This is a genomic window from Mycolicibacterium sp. MU0053, from assembly GCF_963378095.1.
GTDB classification, from domain to species: domain Bacteria; phylum Actinomycetota; class Actinomycetes; order Mycobacteriales; family Mycobacteriaceae; genus Mycobacterium; species Mycobacterium burgundiense.
The window spans coordinates 801,796-817,048 of the sequence record NZ_OY726397.1 but is presented as its reverse complement, the minus strand read 5'-3'; the positions used below and the strand labels follow the sequence as shown (position 1 = coordinate 817,048).

The 15,253-nt window shown below is 68.2% G+C and carries 17 protein-coding genes; 4 read left to right on the top strand and 13 right to left on the bottom strand.

What is annotated here, in order from left to right; all coding sequences use genetic code 11:
- Window positions 1-3: 3 nt before the first annotated feature.
- Genes RCP80_RS03770 through RCP80_RS03755 form a run of 4 tightly spaced genes read right to left on the bottom strand, consistent with a single transcriptional unit; the run spans window position 4 to window position 2,952 of the window.
- Complete coding sequence (locus tag RCP80_RS03770; protein WP_308481076.1) at window positions 4-399, bottom strand: PASTA domain-containing protein; 396 nt, start codon at window positions 397-399, stop codon at window positions 4-6.
- Entirely contained in the window at window positions 396-1,304 is a 909-nt protein-coding gene (locus tag RCP80_RS03765) for a metal ABC transporter permease (protein WP_308481075.1), read from the bottom strand. The genes RCP80_RS03770 and RCP80_RS03765 overlap by 4 nt, the downstream gene beginning before the upstream one ends.
- Entirely contained in the window at window positions 1,301-2,017 is a 717-nt protein-coding gene (locus RCP80_RS03760) for a metal ABC transporter ATP-binding protein (RefSeq protein WP_308481074.1), read from the bottom strand. The genes RCP80_RS03765 and RCP80_RS03760 overlap by 4 nt, the downstream gene beginning before the upstream one ends.
- Window positions 2,014-2,952 carry a metal ABC transporter substrate-binding protein gene (locus tag RCP80_RS03755; protein WP_308481073.1) on the bottom strand — a complete coding sequence of 313 codons (939 nt, stop codon included), beginning with the start codon at window positions 2,950-2,952 and terminating at the stop codon, window positions 2,014-2,016. The genes RCP80_RS03760 and RCP80_RS03755 overlap by 4 nt, the downstream gene beginning before the upstream one ends.
- A gap of 266 nt (window positions 2,953-3,218) precedes the next feature.
- Between RCP80_RS03755 and RCP80_RS03750 the strand changes: the two genes are divergently transcribed.
- The gene (locus RCP80_RS03750) at window positions 3,219-3,341 is read left to right on the top strand and encodes a hypothetical protein (RefSeq protein WP_308481071.1); all 123 of its coding nucleotides are present in this window, start codon (window positions 3,219-3,221) and stop codon (window positions 3,339-3,341) included.
- 3 nt (window positions 3,342-3,344) lie between these two features.
- Here RCP80_RS03750 and RCP80_RS03745 read toward each other — a convergent pair whose 3' ends face one another.
- The 3 genes from RCP80_RS03745 to RCP80_RS03735 form a co-directional block, all read right to left on the bottom strand.
- Window positions 3,345-3,992, bottom strand: a complete 648-nt coding sequence (locus RCP80_RS03745) for a GAF and ANTAR domain-containing protein (RefSeq protein WP_308482691.1) — start codon at window positions 3,990-3,992, stop codon at window positions 3,345-3,347.
- Between the two features lie 91 nt (window positions 3,993-4,083).
- Window positions 4,084-4,524, bottom strand: coding sequence for a hypothetical protein (locus RCP80_RS03740; protein ID WP_308481070.1), 441 nt, complete (start codon window positions 4,522-4,524; stop codon window positions 4,084-4,086).
- Window positions 4,521-6,083, bottom strand: coding sequence for an ABC-F family ATP-binding cassette domain-containing protein (locus tag RCP80_RS03735; RefSeq protein WP_308481069.1), 1,563 nt, complete (start codon window positions 6,081-6,083; stop codon window positions 4,521-4,523). Before RCP80_RS03735 ends, RCP80_RS03740 begins: the two co-directional genes overlap by 4 nt.
- A gap of 126 nt (window positions 6,084-6,209) precedes the next feature.
- On the opposite strand from RCP80_RS03735, the gene RCP80_RS03730 reads away from it, so the two are divergent.
- On the top strand, window positions 6,210-6,647 hold the full coding sequence (locus tag RCP80_RS03730; protein WP_308481068.1) for a cupin domain-containing protein: 438 nt from the start codon (window positions 6,210-6,212) through the stop codon (window positions 6,645-6,647).
- On the opposite strand, the gene RCP80_RS03725 is transcribed toward RCP80_RS03730, so the two are convergent.
- Together RCP80_RS03725 and RCP80_RS03720 are read right to left on the bottom strand one after the other, a co-directional pair.
- The gene (locus RCP80_RS03725; RefSeq protein ID WP_308481067.1) at window positions 6,631-7,398 is read right to left on the bottom strand and encodes a VOC family protein; all 768 of its coding nucleotides are present in this window, start codon (window positions 7,396-7,398) and stop codon (window positions 6,631-6,633) included. The two genes, RCP80_RS03730 and RCP80_RS03725, sit on opposite strands and share 17 nt — an antisense overlap.
- Window positions 7,399-7,455: 57 nt before the next feature.
- On the bottom strand, window positions 7,456-8,352 hold the full coding sequence (locus tag RCP80_RS03720) for an amidohydrolase family protein (protein ID WP_308482690.1): 897 nt from the start codon (window positions 8,350-8,352) through the stop codon (window positions 7,456-7,458).
- A gap of 32 nt (window positions 8,353-8,384) precedes the next feature.
- Between RCP80_RS03720 and RCP80_RS03715 the strand changes: the two genes are divergently transcribed.
- On the top strand, window positions 8,385-9,035 hold the full coding sequence (locus RCP80_RS03715) for a response regulator transcription factor (protein WP_308481066.1): 651 nt from the start codon (window positions 8,385-8,387) through the stop codon (window positions 9,033-9,035).
- Window positions 9,028-10,593, top strand: coding sequence for a sensor histidine kinase (locus RCP80_RS03710; protein ID WP_308481064.1), 1,566 nt, complete (start codon window positions 9,028-9,030; stop codon window positions 10,591-10,593). Before RCP80_RS03715 ends, RCP80_RS03710 begins: the two co-directional genes overlap by 8 nt.
- Window positions 10,594-10,602: 9 nt before the next feature.
- Here RCP80_RS03710 and RCP80_RS03705 read toward each other — a convergent pair whose 3' ends face one another.
- The 4 genes from RCP80_RS03705 to RCP80_RS03690 are packed head-to-tail and all read right to left on the bottom strand — an operon-like array spanning window position 10,603 to window position 15,206.
- Complete coding sequence (locus tag RCP80_RS03705; protein WP_308481063.1) at window positions 10,603-11,037, bottom strand: type II toxin-antitoxin system Rv0910 family toxin; 435 nt, start codon at window positions 11,035-11,037, stop codon at window positions 10,603-10,605.
- A 13-nt stretch (window positions 11,038-11,050) separates the two neighbouring features.
- Window positions 11,051-11,248 (bottom strand): antitoxin, encoded by a 198-nt coding sequence (locus RCP80_RS03700; RefSeq protein ID WP_308481062.1) that lies wholly within the window; start codon window positions 11,246-11,248, stop codon window positions 11,051-11,053.
- A 14-nt stretch (window positions 11,249-11,262) separates the two neighbouring features.
- Window positions 11,263-13,668 (bottom strand): HAD-IC family P-type ATPase, encoded by a 2,406-nt coding sequence (locus RCP80_RS03695; protein WP_308481061.1) that lies wholly within the window; start codon window positions 13,666-13,668, stop codon window positions 11,263-11,265.
- Complete coding sequence (locus RCP80_RS03690) at window positions 13,665-15,206, bottom strand: serine hydrolase (RefSeq protein ID WP_308482689.1); 1,542 nt, start codon at window positions 15,204-15,206, stop codon at window positions 13,665-13,667. Before RCP80_RS03690 ends, RCP80_RS03695 begins: the two co-directional genes overlap by 4 nt.
- Between the last annotated feature and the right edge of the window lie 47 nt (window positions 15,207-15,253).

Here is a 15,253-nt window from a genome sequence, read left to right as displayed (position 1 = left end):
CGATCAGGGGCACACTTCGGTGTCGATCCGGACCACCCCGAAGTCGACCGGCGTGCCCGCGCTGAGAGTCTCGCCGGGTGCCGGGGTGGACGTGCACACCTGCCAGTTGCGATCGAGGACCTGATTGCGCCCCGCGCCGGTCAGGTCGGTGGATCCACTGAAGAACACCTGGTCGCTGGTGAGGCGCTGGATTGCGTCCTGAGCGGCCTGCAGATTCTGGCCACGCAGGTCCGGCATCGTCCACGATTGGGCGGCCGGCGCCGGGGTTGCGGGTGCGGCCGGCGCCGAGGAGACGGTCTCGCGCACAGTCACCGTCGACGGTGCAGCCTCCTCACCCCCGCCGCCACAGGCCGAAAGCAGCACCGCCAGCGACGCCGCGCCAAGAAGCACTCGGATCATGTTTCCCCCTCGAAGATTTCGTTCGTCCGGACGCTAGCCGAGCCCGCCGACATCCTCCGCAGCTTCCGCAGGACCCTCGTCGTCACCACGCCCTGCCCCGGACTGAACAGGTAGGCCAGCGTGAACGCGACACCGTTGGCCAGCACCACCATCGGTCCGGACGCGGCGTCCAGGTAATAGCTGGTGTAGATGCCGATCAGCCCGCACAGGGCCGCGACGCCGGGCGCGATCAGCAGCATCCGCCCGAAGCGGTCGGTGAGCAGGTAGGCCGTGGCACCGGGAATGATCAGCAGCGCGACCACGAGCACCACCCCGACGGCCTGCAGCGCCACCACGGCCGTCAACGCGAGCAGCCCCAGCAGCGTCGCACCGAGCAGGCGCGGGTTGAGTCCGATCGCGTGCGCGTGGGTGGCATCGAAGGCGTACAGCGTGAAGTCGCGGCGCTTGAGCAGCAGCACGGCCAGCACGATGCCGCCGAGTATCAGGACCTGGGTCAGGTCTGCTCGCGAGACGCCGAGCAGGTTGCCGAAGATGATGTGGTTGAGGTCCACCTGACTCGGCGTCACCGACACCAGCACCAGACCCAAGGCGAACAGGGTGGTGAACACCACCCCGATAGCGGCGTCCTCCTTGATCCGGCTGGTATCCCGGACCACCCCGATCAACGCGACGGCCAGCACCCCGAACAGCACCGCACCGAGCGCAAACGGGGCGCCGACGATGTAGGCCAACACCACCCCGGGCAGCACCGCGTGGGAGACCGCGTCCCCCATCAGCGACCAGCCGATGAGCACCAGCCAGCACGACAGCGTGGCACACACCACCGAGGCCACCACGGTGGTGAGGGTCGCGCGCACCATGAACTCCAGTTGCATTGGCTCGAGCAGGAATTCCACGATGTTCATGAGCGCTCGAAAGCCCGCGCCAGGTTCTGCGGCAGCAGCACGGTTTCCGGTGCGTCATGCATCAACACGGTCCGCATCAACAGGATGGCCTCATCGGCCAGATCGGGCAGGGCGGCCAGGTCGTGGGTGGCCACCAGGATGGTGGCCCCGCCGTCGGCGAGATCGCGCAGCAGCCCGCTGATCGTCGCCTCGCTGCTCTTGTCGATTCCGGCGAAGGGCTCGTCGAGCAGCAACAGGCTGGCGTTCTGCGCGATGCAGCGGGCCAGGAAAGCCCGTTTGCGTTGGCCGCCGGAGAGTTGCCCGATCTGCCGATGCTGCAATTCCCGGAGTCCGACGCGGTGCAGCGCTTCGTCGGCGGCGTCGTGGTCGGGGCGCCGAGGACGCCGGGTGAACCCCAGGCGCCCGTACCGACCGGTGAGGACGACGTCGCGCACCGACAACGGAAACTTCCAGTCGACGTCTTCGTTCTGCGGCATGTAGCCGATGACGCCCTGCTTGCGGGCGCGCCCCGGCGTACCACCGTTGATCAGGATGCGACCGGTGTCGGCGCGCAGCAACCCCATGACGGCCTTGAAGAGGGTGGACTTGCCCGACCCGTTCATGCCGATCAAACCGCAGATCCGTCCCGCGCCGATCGACAACGTGGCATCCTCCAACGCCACCACGGGCCCGTACTGGACGGTGACGGAGTCGACCTTGAGCACCGCGGTCACGGCCGGTGACTGCCGGACAGTCCGGCGACGATGGTGGCCGCGTCGTGCCGAATCAGGTCGAGGTAGGTGGGGACCGGGCCGTCGGCCTCCGACAGCGAGTCGACGAACAACACCCCGCCGAACCGGGCACCGGTGGATTCGACCACGCGCTGCATTGCGGCGTCGGAGACCGTCGACTCGCAGAACACCGCCGGCACGTCGTTGTGGTTCACGAATTCGATGACCGCGGCGATCCGCTGCGGGGTCGCCTGCTGCTCGGCATTCACTGGCCAGATGTACTTCTCGACGAGCCCGGCGTCGCGGGCCAGATAGGAAAACGCGCCTTCGCAGGTGACCAACGCCCGCTGCGGCGGCGGTACCGCCGCCAGTTTGTCGACGAGTTCGTGCTGAACCTGCTGGAGTTGTTCGCGATACGCCGCGGCATTGGCCCGATAGTCGGGGGCATGCTCGGGATCCAATTCGGCAAAGGCCTCGGCCATGTTCTCCGCGTAGATCCCGACGTTGAGCGGTGACATCCACGCGTGCGGGTTCGGCATCCCCGCGTAGGCGTCGCCGGCGATGTCGACGGGGTCGATGCCGTCGCTGACCACCACGTGCGGCACGTCGATGCCGTCGACGAACCGGGCGAACCAGGCCTCCAGATGCAGGCCGTTGTCCAGGATCAGATTCGCCCGGGCGGCCTTCTTGATGTCGCCCGGGGTGGGCTCGTATCCGTGGATCTCCGCGCCCGGTTTGGTGATCGACTCCACGATGAGGTGTTCACCGGCGACATTGGCGGCGATGTCGGCCAGCACCGTGAAGGTGGTCAGCACCACCGGCCGGTCGAATTCCTCGCGGCCGGCCGGCGCGCAGGCCGCCAATACGACGGCCACCGTTGCCGCACTCGCGACCGCCACCGCCCGCCGCACCGCGCCTCCAGCCGGACCAGTTCGCATACCCGTAGCTTAAAGTTCGAGCACCCTAAAAATCCACATTGAGTCCGTCTGGGACGCGCCGCCCCGACCCCACCCCGGCCCGGCGCATCAATCAAGTAGGCTTGTCACGCACCTGCAATCCGATTCAGTCGGGGATTGAGCCGGAGGTTAAAGTGAGCTGGCAGAAGATGATTCGACGAAGTGCTGTCGCCGTGACGGCCGCCGCGCTGCCGTTGGCGTTTGCCACCGTCATCGCCGCCCCAGCGTCTGCAAGTCCTGGCCTTTGCGTGAGCGGTCCATACGGTTACGCCAGCGCGTGCGTCGACGTGCCCGGTGTCAACGTCTGGTACGACGGGCCACGCAAGGGCCCCGGCAAGGCCAAGCACTGGCGGCACCACCACCACCGCTGAGCGTCACCCGCGCTTGTCGATGACCTGCTGGGCGATCTCGACCAGCTTGACGTTGGACGTCTGGGATAGTTCGCGCAGCATCTCGAAGGCGCGAACGGCATCGACGTTGAACCGCTCCATGATGATGCCCTTGGCCTGACCGATCAGGTCACGGCTGTTCAACGCGGACTGCAACTGTTCGCCCTGCCGACTGGCCAGGATCGCGGCCGCGGCGTGCGCGGCCAACACCTGCCCTTGGGCCTCGTCCTCCGGCCCGAAGGCGTGGGGCTCGTAGCTGAAGATGTTGAGCGCGCCGGCATTGCGGTGGCTGGTGTACAGCTTGAACGACAATGCGCTGCGCAACCCCATCTTGAGGACTGCGGCGGAAAATCGTGGCCAGCGTTGTTCCTGCTCGAAGTCGTCCGTGCGGACAATCAACTCGTCGAGGGCGGCCTCCATGCAGGGCCCCTCGCCGTACTCGATCTGGAGCGCATCGATGGTGAACATCACCTCGGTGGTGGGTGCGTGCGTCTCGAACTTCTCGGCCTTGGTGAACAGCAGGAAACCGGCCGCCTGGGCACCCGGCAAAACCTCCAGAACCGTCCGGCTCACGCCCGCGAGCACCTCGTCCAGCCGCAGCGGCACCGCCAGCGTCCTGGCGAGTTCGGCCATCCGGTGGGCCAGCGCGCTCTCGGGTTCGGCACTCACAGGGGGAACCTTCGCACACTCCGCCGGGTCGCGAGGATGTTTGCCCGCCAGCGGTTCACGCAGCGGCTCGGCGCGCCACGCCAGTGCGGCGGGCCTCGATCAACGACCACACCGAAAATGCCACGGCGCCAACGACACTGGCGATGCCTATGTAGAACCCATAGCCGGCCGTGACGGTCGCGCCGACGTGGCGGTAGTAATACAGCACGGTCAGCGCCCCCAACAGCAGCGAGTTCAACAGCGCCGCCACCGCCGCGCCCTGCGCCGACAACCCCCGCGCGGTCATCGCACCGGCGATCAACAGGGTCGAGCAAAGCAGCACGATCAGCTGCCCCACACCGAAACCCGACGGCAGCGACAGCGTGCCGGCCGTACCGCCGATCGCACTTGCCCGCCCGCCGCCGTCGGCCGTCGTGGTCAGCCACGGCAGCCACGCGCTCACCGCCAGCACCCCCGCGCACAATGCCACCAGCCAGCCGGGGCGCACGCGAGTCATCCTCCGAGCCTATCCGTTTCGCGTAATTCGCCCGGCGCCGCCATTACCCAGGTTCGGTCCAACTCCAACCGCCCCAGAAACACGTCGTCGTGACTGACCACCAGCAGTGCGCCGCGGTAGCTGGACAGCGCGTCGACGAGTTGGTCGACGCTGGTGAGGTCGAGGTTGTTGGTCGGTTCGTCGAGCACCACCAGTTGCGGAGGCGGTTCGGCGAGCAACAGCCGGGCCAGCACCACCCGGAACCGCTCCCCGCCGGACAGGCTGCCCACGGCGCGGTGCACGCTGTCGCCGCGCAACAGGAACCGGGCCAGCTGGCCCCGGACAATCTCGGCATCGACATCGGGCGCCGCGGCCCGCACCGTGTCCAGCACGGTGGCGTCGTCCTGGAGGCCGTCGAGACGCTGCGGCAGGTAGCCCACCCGATCGGTGCGCAGACCGGCGCCGGACAGCAGCCGGTGCAGGAAGGTCGTCTTTCCGACGCCGTTGGGTCCGATGAGGGCGACGCGTTCGGGCCCGGTCACCGTCAGGGTGCCGTCCGTCCCGGCGACCTCGGCGATCCGGCGGCCCGCCGGAAGCTGCGGATCCGGCAACTCGACCCGGATGTGCTCGTCCTCGCGCACCCGCGCTCCGGCGTGGTCGGCGGCCGCCTGCGCGGCCCGCAGCCGGTCGTCGTGACCGGCGCGCAGCTTGCCGGCCGACACCTGGGCGGCCGAGGCCCGCATGTTGGCCACGATCCGCGGCAGGCTGTCCCGGTTCTTCTTGGCGGTCCGGTTACGCCGGGCCAGCTTGGTTTCGGCCTCCACCCGCTGGCGCTTCTCGATCTTGACCGCCTGCTCGGCGGTGCGGGCGGCCTGGACCGCGGCGGCCTGCTCGGCCTCCAGCTGGGCCCGCCACGCCCGGTAGGGCCCGCCGAACACCGTGAGCGTGCCGTCGTGGATCTCGGCGGTGTTCGCCATCCGGTCCAGCACCGCCACATCGTGGCTGACCACGATCAACGTGCCCGGCCACTGGGCGAGCATGTCGGTCAGTGTGGCGCGGGCGGAGCGGTCCAGATTGTTGGTCGGTTCGTCGAGCAGGGTGATCGACGCACCGGCGACCCGCACCCCGGCGATGGCCACCAGCATTGCCTCACCGCCGGAGATCGAGCCGACGTCGCGGTCCAGGTCGAGATGGGCCAGGCCGAGCTCGGCCAGCAGGGCCCGCGCCCGGGCTTCGATGTCCCAGTCCTCGCCGATCACCTCGAAATGCGCCTCGGCGGCATCGCCGGACTCGATCGCGGCCAGCGCGGCGCGCTGGGCGGCAATCCCGAGCAGTTCGGCGACACTGGTCCCGACGTCCAGGGTCAGCGTCTGGGGTAGGTAGGCCACGTCGCCCTCGACGGTCACCGAGCCGGCGCCGGGATTCAGTTGCCCGGCGATCAACCTCAGCAGGGTCGACTTGCCGGAGCCGTTGGCACCGATCAGGCCGGTACGGTCGGCGCCGAAGACGCCCGTGATGCCGGACAGCACGACGGTGCCGTCCGGCCAGCTGAAGCCGAGATCGTGGAGAATGACAGACATGGCGCTCCTGGAAAAGGAAAGGCGGCCGGGGGGTCAGCGCGTTCAGGCAACCCTGCTGTCGATCATGTGCGCCAAGGTAGTCGCGGTTGCCGCCCGAGGGCAACCGAATTTCTCTACGCTGTGGCGATGAGCGAGCTTCCGGAGTGGGCGCGACACCTGGACCTGGCGCCGCACCCCGAAGGCGGCTTCTACAAGGAGACCTGGCGCAGCGAGCTCAGCATCGGGCCCGCGGCGCTGCCCCCGGCGTACACCGGGGCGCGCAACGCCGGGACCGCGATCCTGTTCCTGCTGCTTCCCGGGCAACAGTCGGCCTGGCACACCGTGCGCAGCACCGAACTGTGGCTCTACCACCGCGGCGGCCCGCTGCTGCTGGAGTTTGGTCCCGAAATGGACAGTGCGACAACCTATTTGTTGGGCAGTGACATTTCCTCGGGACAGCTCCCACAGCTTGTGGTGCCGCCCGGACACTGGCAGCGCGCGCGGCCCCGTGCCGATCAGGCCTGCCTGGTGAGTTGCGTGGTGGTGCCCGGATTCGATTTCGCCGATTTCACGATGCACTCGTGAGATTGAACGCCGCACCCGTGGGATCGGCCACCGCGGCCAGCCGACCGAAGGGCGTGTCCTCGGCGGCGCGCACCACCGAGCCCCCACGGGCGAGTATCCCTTCGATGGTCCGGTCCACGTCGTCGGCGCCGAGGAAGAAGTTCCATTGCGAACCGAACCCTGCGGGCATGGCCCCGGCGTCCATCACGCCCAGCAGCGCCTCGCCGTCGAACAACGCTGTGGTGTAGCGGAATTCGTCGGTATCCGACTCGCTCTGGGTCTGCCAACCCAGCGCCTCGCGATAGAACTCCAGCGCCGCCGCGTACTTGCGCGTCGTCAGCTGATGCCAGGCCGGGGCACCGTGCTCACCGACGACCTCGAAACCCCGATGACCGGTGGGTTGCCACAACCCGACCATCGCCTCGCCGGGATCGGTCAGCATCGCCATCCGGCCCTGCTCCGGGACGTCCATCACGCCGCCGCAGGACGTCCCGCCGGCGGCGACGGCCTTGGCCAGCGTGGCCTCGATGTCCGCGGTGTGCAGATAGGTGCTCCATGCGTCCGGCATCTGCCACTGCGGATCGTTGGCCATCAGGCCCGCCACCTTGAGGCCGTCCTTGAAGGCTGTGGTGTAACCGCCGTATTCGGGGCCGCCGGTTTCGAAGGTCCAGCCGAAGAGCGCGCCGTAGAAGTCCTTGGCCCGCTCCAGGTCGGAGCTGGTCAGGTCAATCCAGCACGGGGCGCCCAGCGCAGTTGCGGTGATGGTCGGCATGTCGGGTCTCCTCACAGCGATAGTTGTCCTCATGCAGACCGCCGCCGCGAGAAAAACTCATCGGTGGTGGCCACGGACTCCCAGCACGCGCAGCGCGTTGTCCCGGTACACCAACCGCGCGATCTCGGCGTCGAGTTCCAGTGCCTCGAAATCCCGGCGCCAGCGCTCGATGCCGATGTAGGGGTGATCGGTGCCGAACAGCACCTTGGTGCGCAACTGGCGGCCTATCGCCGCGACCAGTTGGGGTGGAAAATACTTGGGGCTGTATCCGGACAGGTCCAGATAGACATTGGCTTTGTGGGCGGCGATCGCGATCTGCGCGTCCACCCACGGCACCGCGGGATGCGCCATCACCACGGTCAGGTCCGGGAAGTCCGCGGCGACGTCGTCGAGCAACACCGGATCCGAATACCGCAACTTGATGCCGTGCCCGCCCGGCAACCCCGACCCCATGCCGGTCTGCCCGGTGTGGAACAGCGCGGGCACGCCCGCATCCGAGATCGCCTGATAGATCGGGTAGAACCGGCGGTCGTTCGGCTCGAAGGCCTGCATGCTGGGGTGGAATTTGAAGCCCCGCACCCCGTAGCGGTCCACGAGTTCTCCCACCCGCGCCACCGCGTCGCTCTTCCAGGGGTCGACGGTCCCGAACGGGATCAGCACGTCGTTGTTGCGGACGGTGCCGGCGATCAGATCCGCCACCGAATTGCTCCGGTGTCCCATCGCGGTCTCCGCGTCGATGGTGAACCCCACCGCCGCGGCGTTGTTGCGGCGGCAGATCTCGGCCAGGTCGTCGACCGTGGCGCTCGCGGCGTCGCCCATCTTGAAGTACGCCCGGGTGGCGTCCACCAACTCGTCGTCGTAGGCCCGGTGCCCGTCGCAGTCGACCTCGACATGGGTGTGAAAGTCGATGACGTCGACCTTGTCGAAATCGACGCCACAGATGTACTTCTCAATCACGGGCTCAGCCTAGGCGTTAACCTGGCCGGGTGATCTCGGTTTTCCTGGTCGACGACCATGAAGTGGTGCGGCGTGGTCTGATCGACCTACTCAGCGGCGATCCCGACCTCACCGTCGTCGGTGAGGCGGGTTCGGTTGCCGAGGCCAAGTCACGGATCCCGGCGGCCCGCCCCGATGTCGCGGTGCTCGACGTGCGTCTGCCCGACGGCAACGGCATCGACCTGTGCCGGGACCTGCTGGCGGCCCACGATCAGCTGCGCTGTCTGATCCTGACGTCGTTCACCGACGAACAGTCGATGCTCGATGCGATCCTGGCCGGCGCCAGCGGTTACGTCGTCAAGGACATCCGCGGCATGGAACTGGCCAAGGCGATCAAGGCGGTCGGCGCCGGAAAGTCGTTGTTGGACAACCGCGCCGCGGCCGCGTTGATGTCCAAGCTGCGCGAGGACACTCTGGGCAACGAACCCGAGGATCCCCGGCTGCGCGACCTGACCCAGACCGAGCGCACCCTGCTCGAACTGCTGGGCGAGGGCCTGACCAACCGCGAGATCGGCGAACGGATGTTCTTGGCCGAGAAGACCGTCAAGAACTACGTCTCCCGCCTGTTGGCCAAGCTGGGGATGCACCGACGCACCCAGGCCGCCCTGCTGGCCGCCGAACTCCGCCAGCACCGTGAGTAGCGCCGAGGTCCGGGCCCGCGACGGCCTGGTCGACGCGCTGCTCGCGGTCACCTCCGATCTGGACCTCGAGCAGACCCTGCAGACCATCGTGCATACCGCAATGCGCCTGGTGGACGCCCGCTACGGCGCGCTCGGGGTGGCCAGCACCGAGTCCCTGCACCGACTGGAGCGCTTCCTGCACGAGGGAATCGACGAGGAGACCCGGCGGCTGATCGGACCGTTGCCGTCCGGACAGGGTGTGCTCGGCGTGCTTTTTCACACCACCGAACCCGTTCGTATCGAGGACCTTTCGCAGCACCCGGCCTCGGTGGGTTTCCCGCCCCACCACCCGCCGATGCGCAGCTTCCTGGGCGTGCCGATCCGCACCCGTGACCAGGTGTTCGGCAATCTGTACCTGACCGAGAAACACGGCGGCCGCGAATTCAGCGCCGATGACGAGGTACTGGTGCAGGCGCTGGCGGCCGCGGCCGGCATCGCCATCGAGAACGCGCGGCTCTACCAGGCGGCCCGCACGCGTCAGGAGTGGATCAAGGCGACCCGCGACATCAGCACGAATCTGCTCGCCGGTCAGGATCCGGCCGAGGTGCACCGCCAGATCGTCGAGGCCACGGTGCGACTCACCGGCGGTGCGTTCGGTGCACTGCTGATCCCCACCGCCGACCACGCCCTGACGGTGACCGCGTCGACCCGCGAGGATCTGGTCGGGCGCGCGATGCCGATCAGCGGGGGTGCCATCGGACGGGCATTCACCGAGCAGAAGCCATTGCGCATCAACGATTTCAACGAACTGGGCGCGGGCTCCACCGCGCTGGTCCTGCCGATGCGCGAGCACGACACCGTCTCCGGCGTGCTGCTGTGCGTGGCCGACGGGCCCACCGGGAACGCCGACGACCAACTCGCCATGATGGCGGCATTCGCCGATCAGTGCGGCCTGGCCCTGGAGTTGGCCACCGCACAGCGACGGATGCGGGAGCTCGACCTGCTCTCGGACCGCGACCGCATCGCGCGCGATCTGCACGACCACGTCATCCAGCGGCTGTTCGCCGTCGGGCTGTCCCTGCAGGGCGCCCAGAGCGCCGACCCCGAGGACACCTCGGCGCGCATCTCCGGGGCGCTCGACGACCTGCAGCAGGTGGTGCAGGAGATCCGCACCGCGATCTTCGACCTGCACGGTGGCAGCGTGACCCGGCTGCGCCAACGCCTCGAACAGGCGGTCGCGCAGATGACGACGGACTCGCCGGTGCGCGCGACCCTGCACATCAGCGGGCCGCTCTCGGTCATCGAGGCCGGCCTGGCTGACCATGCCGAGGCGGTGGTGCGCGAAGCCGTCAGCAACACCGTCCGGCACGCCGGGGCCTCAGCGGTGACCGTGACCATCGAGGTCGCCGACAATCTGACGGTCACGGTGACCGACAACGGCGGCGGCTTTCCCGAGGTCACCACCCGCAGCGGGCTGGCGAACCTGGCCGCCCGGGCGCGCGAATGCGCCGGCGCGCTCGAACTCGGCCCGGCTGCCGGCGGCGGCGCCCGGCTGGTGTGGTCGGTGCCGCTGCCCTGAGCCGGGCACTCAGCCCGCGAACACCGTCACGAACTTGTTCAGGGACTGCCGAATATCGCCCTTGAGCGCGCCCGCGACGACCATCCCTATCGGTCCGAACAGCGCAGGCCCACCGAGATGGGTGTCGAAGGTGACCACCGAACCGTCGCCCTTCGGGGTGATCTTGGCCATCAGCTTGATCTTGACCCCGCCGCGCCCGTCCCCGTTCAGCGTCATCGCGTGCGGGGGCTTGTAGTGCACAATCGTCCACTTCACCCGGTTGGGCATGCCCTTGACCTCGACGATCGAGTCCAGCGAGGTGCCCTTTTCCAGGGTTTCGGGCAGCGGACTGCGCCACACCCGGTGGATGGTCAACCACTCCTTGTAGCGGGACAGATCCGCAGCGCACTCCCACGCCTGCTCGGGTGCGAGTGGCACGTCAACAGAGACAGATAGCTTTGCCACGGGCGCAATTCTGTCAGGCCGGCGGATTGTCCTTGTTGGTGGGATCCAACTTCTCGGTCGCGTTCTTGGCGGCGTCCTGAACCTTGTCGACCTGCTCGGCATATTTGCCACCGGTCTTGTTGTCGACGAAGTCCCCGGCCTTGTCGACCACGGTCCCGACCTTGTCGGCGTTCTTTCCCAGCAGGTCCTTGGCTTTATCGAGAAACGACATGTTCCCAGTGAACGCTAGTCCTCGACCTTCCACAACCGCCGTCGCTCCCCCAAGATCCGGCCCTGCAGCCACCACAGCGCCTCGATCACCGCCGCCGCGATCACGCCGATCAGCACTGCGGTGGTGGTCGTGGCCAGATTGGACGGATCCAGCATGAACAATTCGCGGGCCGGCGGAATGGAAAAAATCACGACGTAGGCCAACCCCGACACCGTCACCAGCAGCACGCGCCACCATTCGTACGGGCGGGCCACGGTAGCCAGCACCCACCAGCCGGCGATCAGCAGCGTGATCAGCGCGGCGGTGGACGCCTGGGTCTGCATCTCCCGGGACGCGTCGTTGCCCGAATAGGCGACCAAATAGGAGACGAACGTCGCGACACCCACCGTCAGGCCCGACGGCAGCGCGGCCAGCATGACCCGCCGCACGAACCCGGTGTGGGCGCGTTCGTTGTTCGGGGCCAGCGACAGCACGAAGGCCGGTATCCCGATGGTGAACCAGGCCGCGATCGTGACGTGGATCGGCTGGAACGGGTACAGCAAGGGGTCGTAGTCGAAGATCTGCGAACCCAGCCCGACGATGCCGACCAGCAGCGCCAGGAACACCGAGTAGACCGTCTTGGTCAGGAACAGGTTCGAAACCCGTTCGATGTTGCCGATGACCCGGCGCCCCTCCCCCACCACATAGGGCAGGGTGGCGAACTTGTTGTCCAGCAACACGATCTGGGCCACCGCGCGGGTGGCCGAGCTGCCCGAGCCCATCGCCACGCCGATGTCGGCATCCTTGAGCGCCAGCACGTCGTTGACGCCGTCGCCGGTCATCGCGACGGTGTGGCCGCGGGACTGCAGGGCGTGCACCATGGTGCGTTTCTGGTCCGGACGCACCCGGCCGAAGGTGGTGTGGCTCTGCAGGGCGTCGGCCAGCGCGTCCTGCTCCTCGGGTAGTTGGCGGGCATCCAGGGCCGCGCCGTGCAGGCCGAGCGAATCCGCCACCGCCCCCACCGACACCGCGTTGTCGCCGGAGATGACCTTCACCGAAACCTTCTGATCGGCAAAGTAATTCAGGGTGTCGCGGGCGTCCGGCCGGACCTTCTGTTCCAGCACCACCAGCGCCATCGGAGTCACCCGTCCCGGCGCGTCGGGGGCGTCCACCGCGCGGTCGCACGATCCGAGCAGCAGCACCCGCAGCCCGTGCGCGCCAATGCGTTCGGCCTCCACCGCGGGTTCGGAGCCGGGGTCCACCAGCACGTCCGGCGCCCCGATCACCCAGTTGCCACGCTCCCCGTAGGACACCCCGCTCCACTTGGTCGCCGACTTGAACGGCGCCGCGGCGTCGACCCGCCAGCCCGGCGAGGTGGCGAAGGCCTCGGCGATGGCCTGCATGCTGGCGTTGGGGCGGGCGTCGTCGGCCGCCAGCGCGGCCAGGGCCTGCTCGACGCGTTGCCGGTCGGCCCCGCCCACCAGTTTCAGTTCGGCGAACCGCATCCCGTTCTCGGTCAGCGTGCCGGTCTTGTCCGCGCACACCACATCGACGCGCGCCAGCCCCTCGATCGCCGGTAGCTCGTTGACCAGGCATTGCCGCCGGCCCAGCCGGATGACCCCGACCGCGAACGCGATGGAGGTCATCAGCACCAAGCCCTCGGGCACCATCGGCACCAGGGCGCCGACCATCCGCAGCACCGACTCCCGCCAGTCGGCGTCGGTGGTGAACAGCTGGGTGTAGATCGTCAACAGCCCGGCCGGCCACAGCAGATACGTGACGAACTTCAGGATCTTGTTGATGCCGGAGCGCAGTTCGGACTTCACCAGGGTGAACTTGCTGGCCTCCTCGGCGAGCTTGGCCGCATACGCCTCCCGGCCCACCTTGGTGGCCCGGTAGGCGCCGCTGCCGGCGACGACGAAGCTGCCGGACAGCACCGGGTCGCCGGCGTCCTTGGCGATCGGGTCGGCCTCACCGGTCAGCAGCGACTCGTCGATCTCGAGGTTGGCCTCCTCGAGCACCTCGCCGTCGACGACGATCTGATCGCCCGGACCCACCTCGATGACATCGTCGAGCACCACCTCGTTGGGGGGCAGCTCGGCCGTCCCGGACCGGCGCCGCACCCGCGGCTTGGTCTGGCTGACGATCGCGAGCTGGTCCAGCGTGCGCTTGGCGCGGATCTCCTGGATGATGCCGATGCCGCTGTTGGCGATGATCAGCAGGCCGAACAGTCCGTTGATCAGCGACCCGGTGGCCAGCACGATCACGAACAGCACCCCGAGGATCGCATTGATCCGGGTGAAGACGTTGGATCGGACGATCTCCGACACGCTGCGCGCCGCGCGGGTGGGCACGTCATTGGTCCTGCCGTCGGCGACGCGGCGGGCGACCTCGGCGTCGGACAGACCGGCGAGCGGGTCCGCGATCGTGGTCTCGGTCATCGCGTGAAAGTCCCCTTGCCGTCGTCGTCGAAGTATTCGAGCGTCAACGCATCACCGTTGAACGTGGCCTTGGAAACCGAACCGGGCGGCGAGTTCTCGCTGATGAAGCGGAACGTGAAGACGTTGCCGTCCCAGTGCTCGAGGCGCCACGGCTGCGCCTTCGGACCCAGCGTCAGAGTCAGCGCACCGTCACGCTCGGTCACCGTCGCCGGGCCCCAGTAGTCGTTGGCGTAGGTTCCGGCGAGCTCCGCCAACGGCGGGGCCGGAGCCGGGGACGACGGGCGGTCCTTGCCCACCAGTGCCCCCACCGGGGCGCTGAACTCGGCGAACGCCTCCCGATAGAGCCGCCGCCAATCCTCGCGCACCTCACCGAATTGCACCAGATCGGCGAATTCGGCGGTGAGCGTCTCGGGGATGCCAGAGGCGGTGGCGTTGGTGAGCGCGATGATGCCGACGTCGGCCGACGGGATCACCACGAAGTTGGTGGCCGCGCCGAGTTCGAAGGCGCCCGAATGACTGAACATGGTGCGCGCCGCCGAGGTGGTGCCGACGTTGAATCCGTAGCCGTAAAACCCTGGGCGCATTGCCGGTTCGGTTGGCGGGCTCGACACGATCTGGGGGGTCAGTGCCGGCAGCAGCGCCTCGGCGTCGATGATCTGCCGATCGCCGCGCTTGCCGTCGGCCAGGATCATGCCGAGCCAGTGCGCCATGTCGGCGACCGAGGAGCTGGCCCCGCCGGCCGGCGATTGCGGGTCGGGATCGCGCTGAAAGCGCGGTTCGTACCGGTCGTCGAGCCGGATGTGGGTCAACGCCTTGTTGGACCGGTCTTCGAAGTCGGTGTACCGCGAACTCGTCACCGACATTCCCAGCGGCTCGTAGAGCACGTCGGAGGCCAACTGCTCCCAGGTTCTGCCGGCGCCGACGGCAACCGCCTCGGCCGCCGCGGTCAACCCGAAGTTGGTGTAGGCGTATGAGGTTCGGAACGGCTGCAGCGGCAGCTCACGCAGCTTGGACAGCACGTAGGCACGGTCGTAGCCGAGGTCCTCGAGTCGATCCCCGGCATGGTCGGGCAGCCCCGAGCGATGCGCAAACATGTCGCCGACGGTGACCATCGACGTGACGGCCGGATCGGCCAGCGCGAACCCGGGCAGCTTCGACACCAGCGGGGTGTCCCAGCTGATGGCCTTGGCGCCGACCTGGCGAGCGACGACCGAGGCGGACAGCGATTTGGACACCGAGGCCAGCTGGAACACCGTGTCCCGGTCGACGCGGTTGTCCAGCTTGTCCCCCGCGCGCACATCCTTGACGCCGAACCCCTTGGCGTACACCGTTCTTCCGCCGTGCACCACGGCCACGGCCATCCCGGGGATGCCCGAGGAGTCCATCAGTTCCTCGGCGATGCGGGTCAGCTGGCTCACCGCGTTGTCGACCGCGGCCGCCGGCAGGGCCATCGCGGGGACCAGCGGCGGCGGCAGCTCCGACGTCGTTCGATCGACCGGGCGCACCGGCGCCTGACATCCCGTCGCCACCAGCGCCATCAGCACGGCCAGGACCGCTGCGCGTTTCACCCGCCAAACGGTAGTCG

What these genes read in the sequence shown, in the direction of transcription:
- RCP80_RS03770 (WP_308481076.1), bottom strand. Translation starts at nt 399, where the DNA reads ATGATCCGAGTGCTTCTTGGCGCGGCGTCGCTGGCGGTGCTGCTTTCG.
- RCP80_RS03765 (WP_308481075.1), bottom strand. Translation starts at nt 1,304, where the DNA reads ATGAACATCGTGGAATTCCTGCTCGAGCCAATGCAACTGGAGTTCATG.
- RCP80_RS03755 (WP_308481073.1), bottom strand. Translation starts at nt 2,952, where the DNA reads ATGCGAACTGGTCCGGCTGGAGGCGCGGTGCGGCGGGCGGTGGCGGTC.
- RCP80_RS03745 (WP_308482691.1), bottom strand. Translation starts at nt 3,992, where the DNA reads ATGGCCGAACTCGCCAGGACGCTGGCGGTGCCGCTGCGGCTGGACGAG.
- RCP80_RS03740 (WP_308481070.1), bottom strand. Translation starts at nt 4,524, where the DNA reads ATGACTCGCGTGCGCCCCGGCTGGCTGGTGGCATTGTGCGCGGGGGTG.
- RCP80_RS03735 (WP_308481069.1), bottom strand. Translation starts at nt 6,083, where the DNA reads ATGTCTGTCATTCTCCACGATCTCGGCTTCAGCTGGCCGGACGGCACC.
- RCP80_RS03730 (WP_308481068.1), top strand. Translation starts at nt 6,210, where the DNA reads ATGAGCGAGCTTCCGGAGTGGGCGCGACACCTGGACCTGGCGCCGCAC.
- RCP80_RS03725 (WP_308481067.1), bottom strand. Translation starts at nt 7,398, where the DNA reads ATGCCGACCATCACCGCAACTGCGCTGGGCGCCCCGTGCTGGATTGAC.
- RCP80_RS03700 (WP_308481062.1), bottom strand. Translation starts at nt 11,248, where the DNA reads ATGTCGTTTCTCGATAAAGCCAAGGACCTGCTGGGAAAGAACGCCGAC.
- RCP80_RS03695 (WP_308481061.1), bottom strand. Translation starts at nt 13,668, where the DNA reads ATGACCGAGACCACGATCGCGGACCCGCTCGCCGGTCTGTCCGACGCC.
- RCP80_RS03690 (WP_308482689.1), bottom strand. Translation starts at nt 15,206, where the DNA reads ATGGCGCTGGTGGCGACGGGATGTCAGGCGCCGGTGCGCCCGGTCGAT.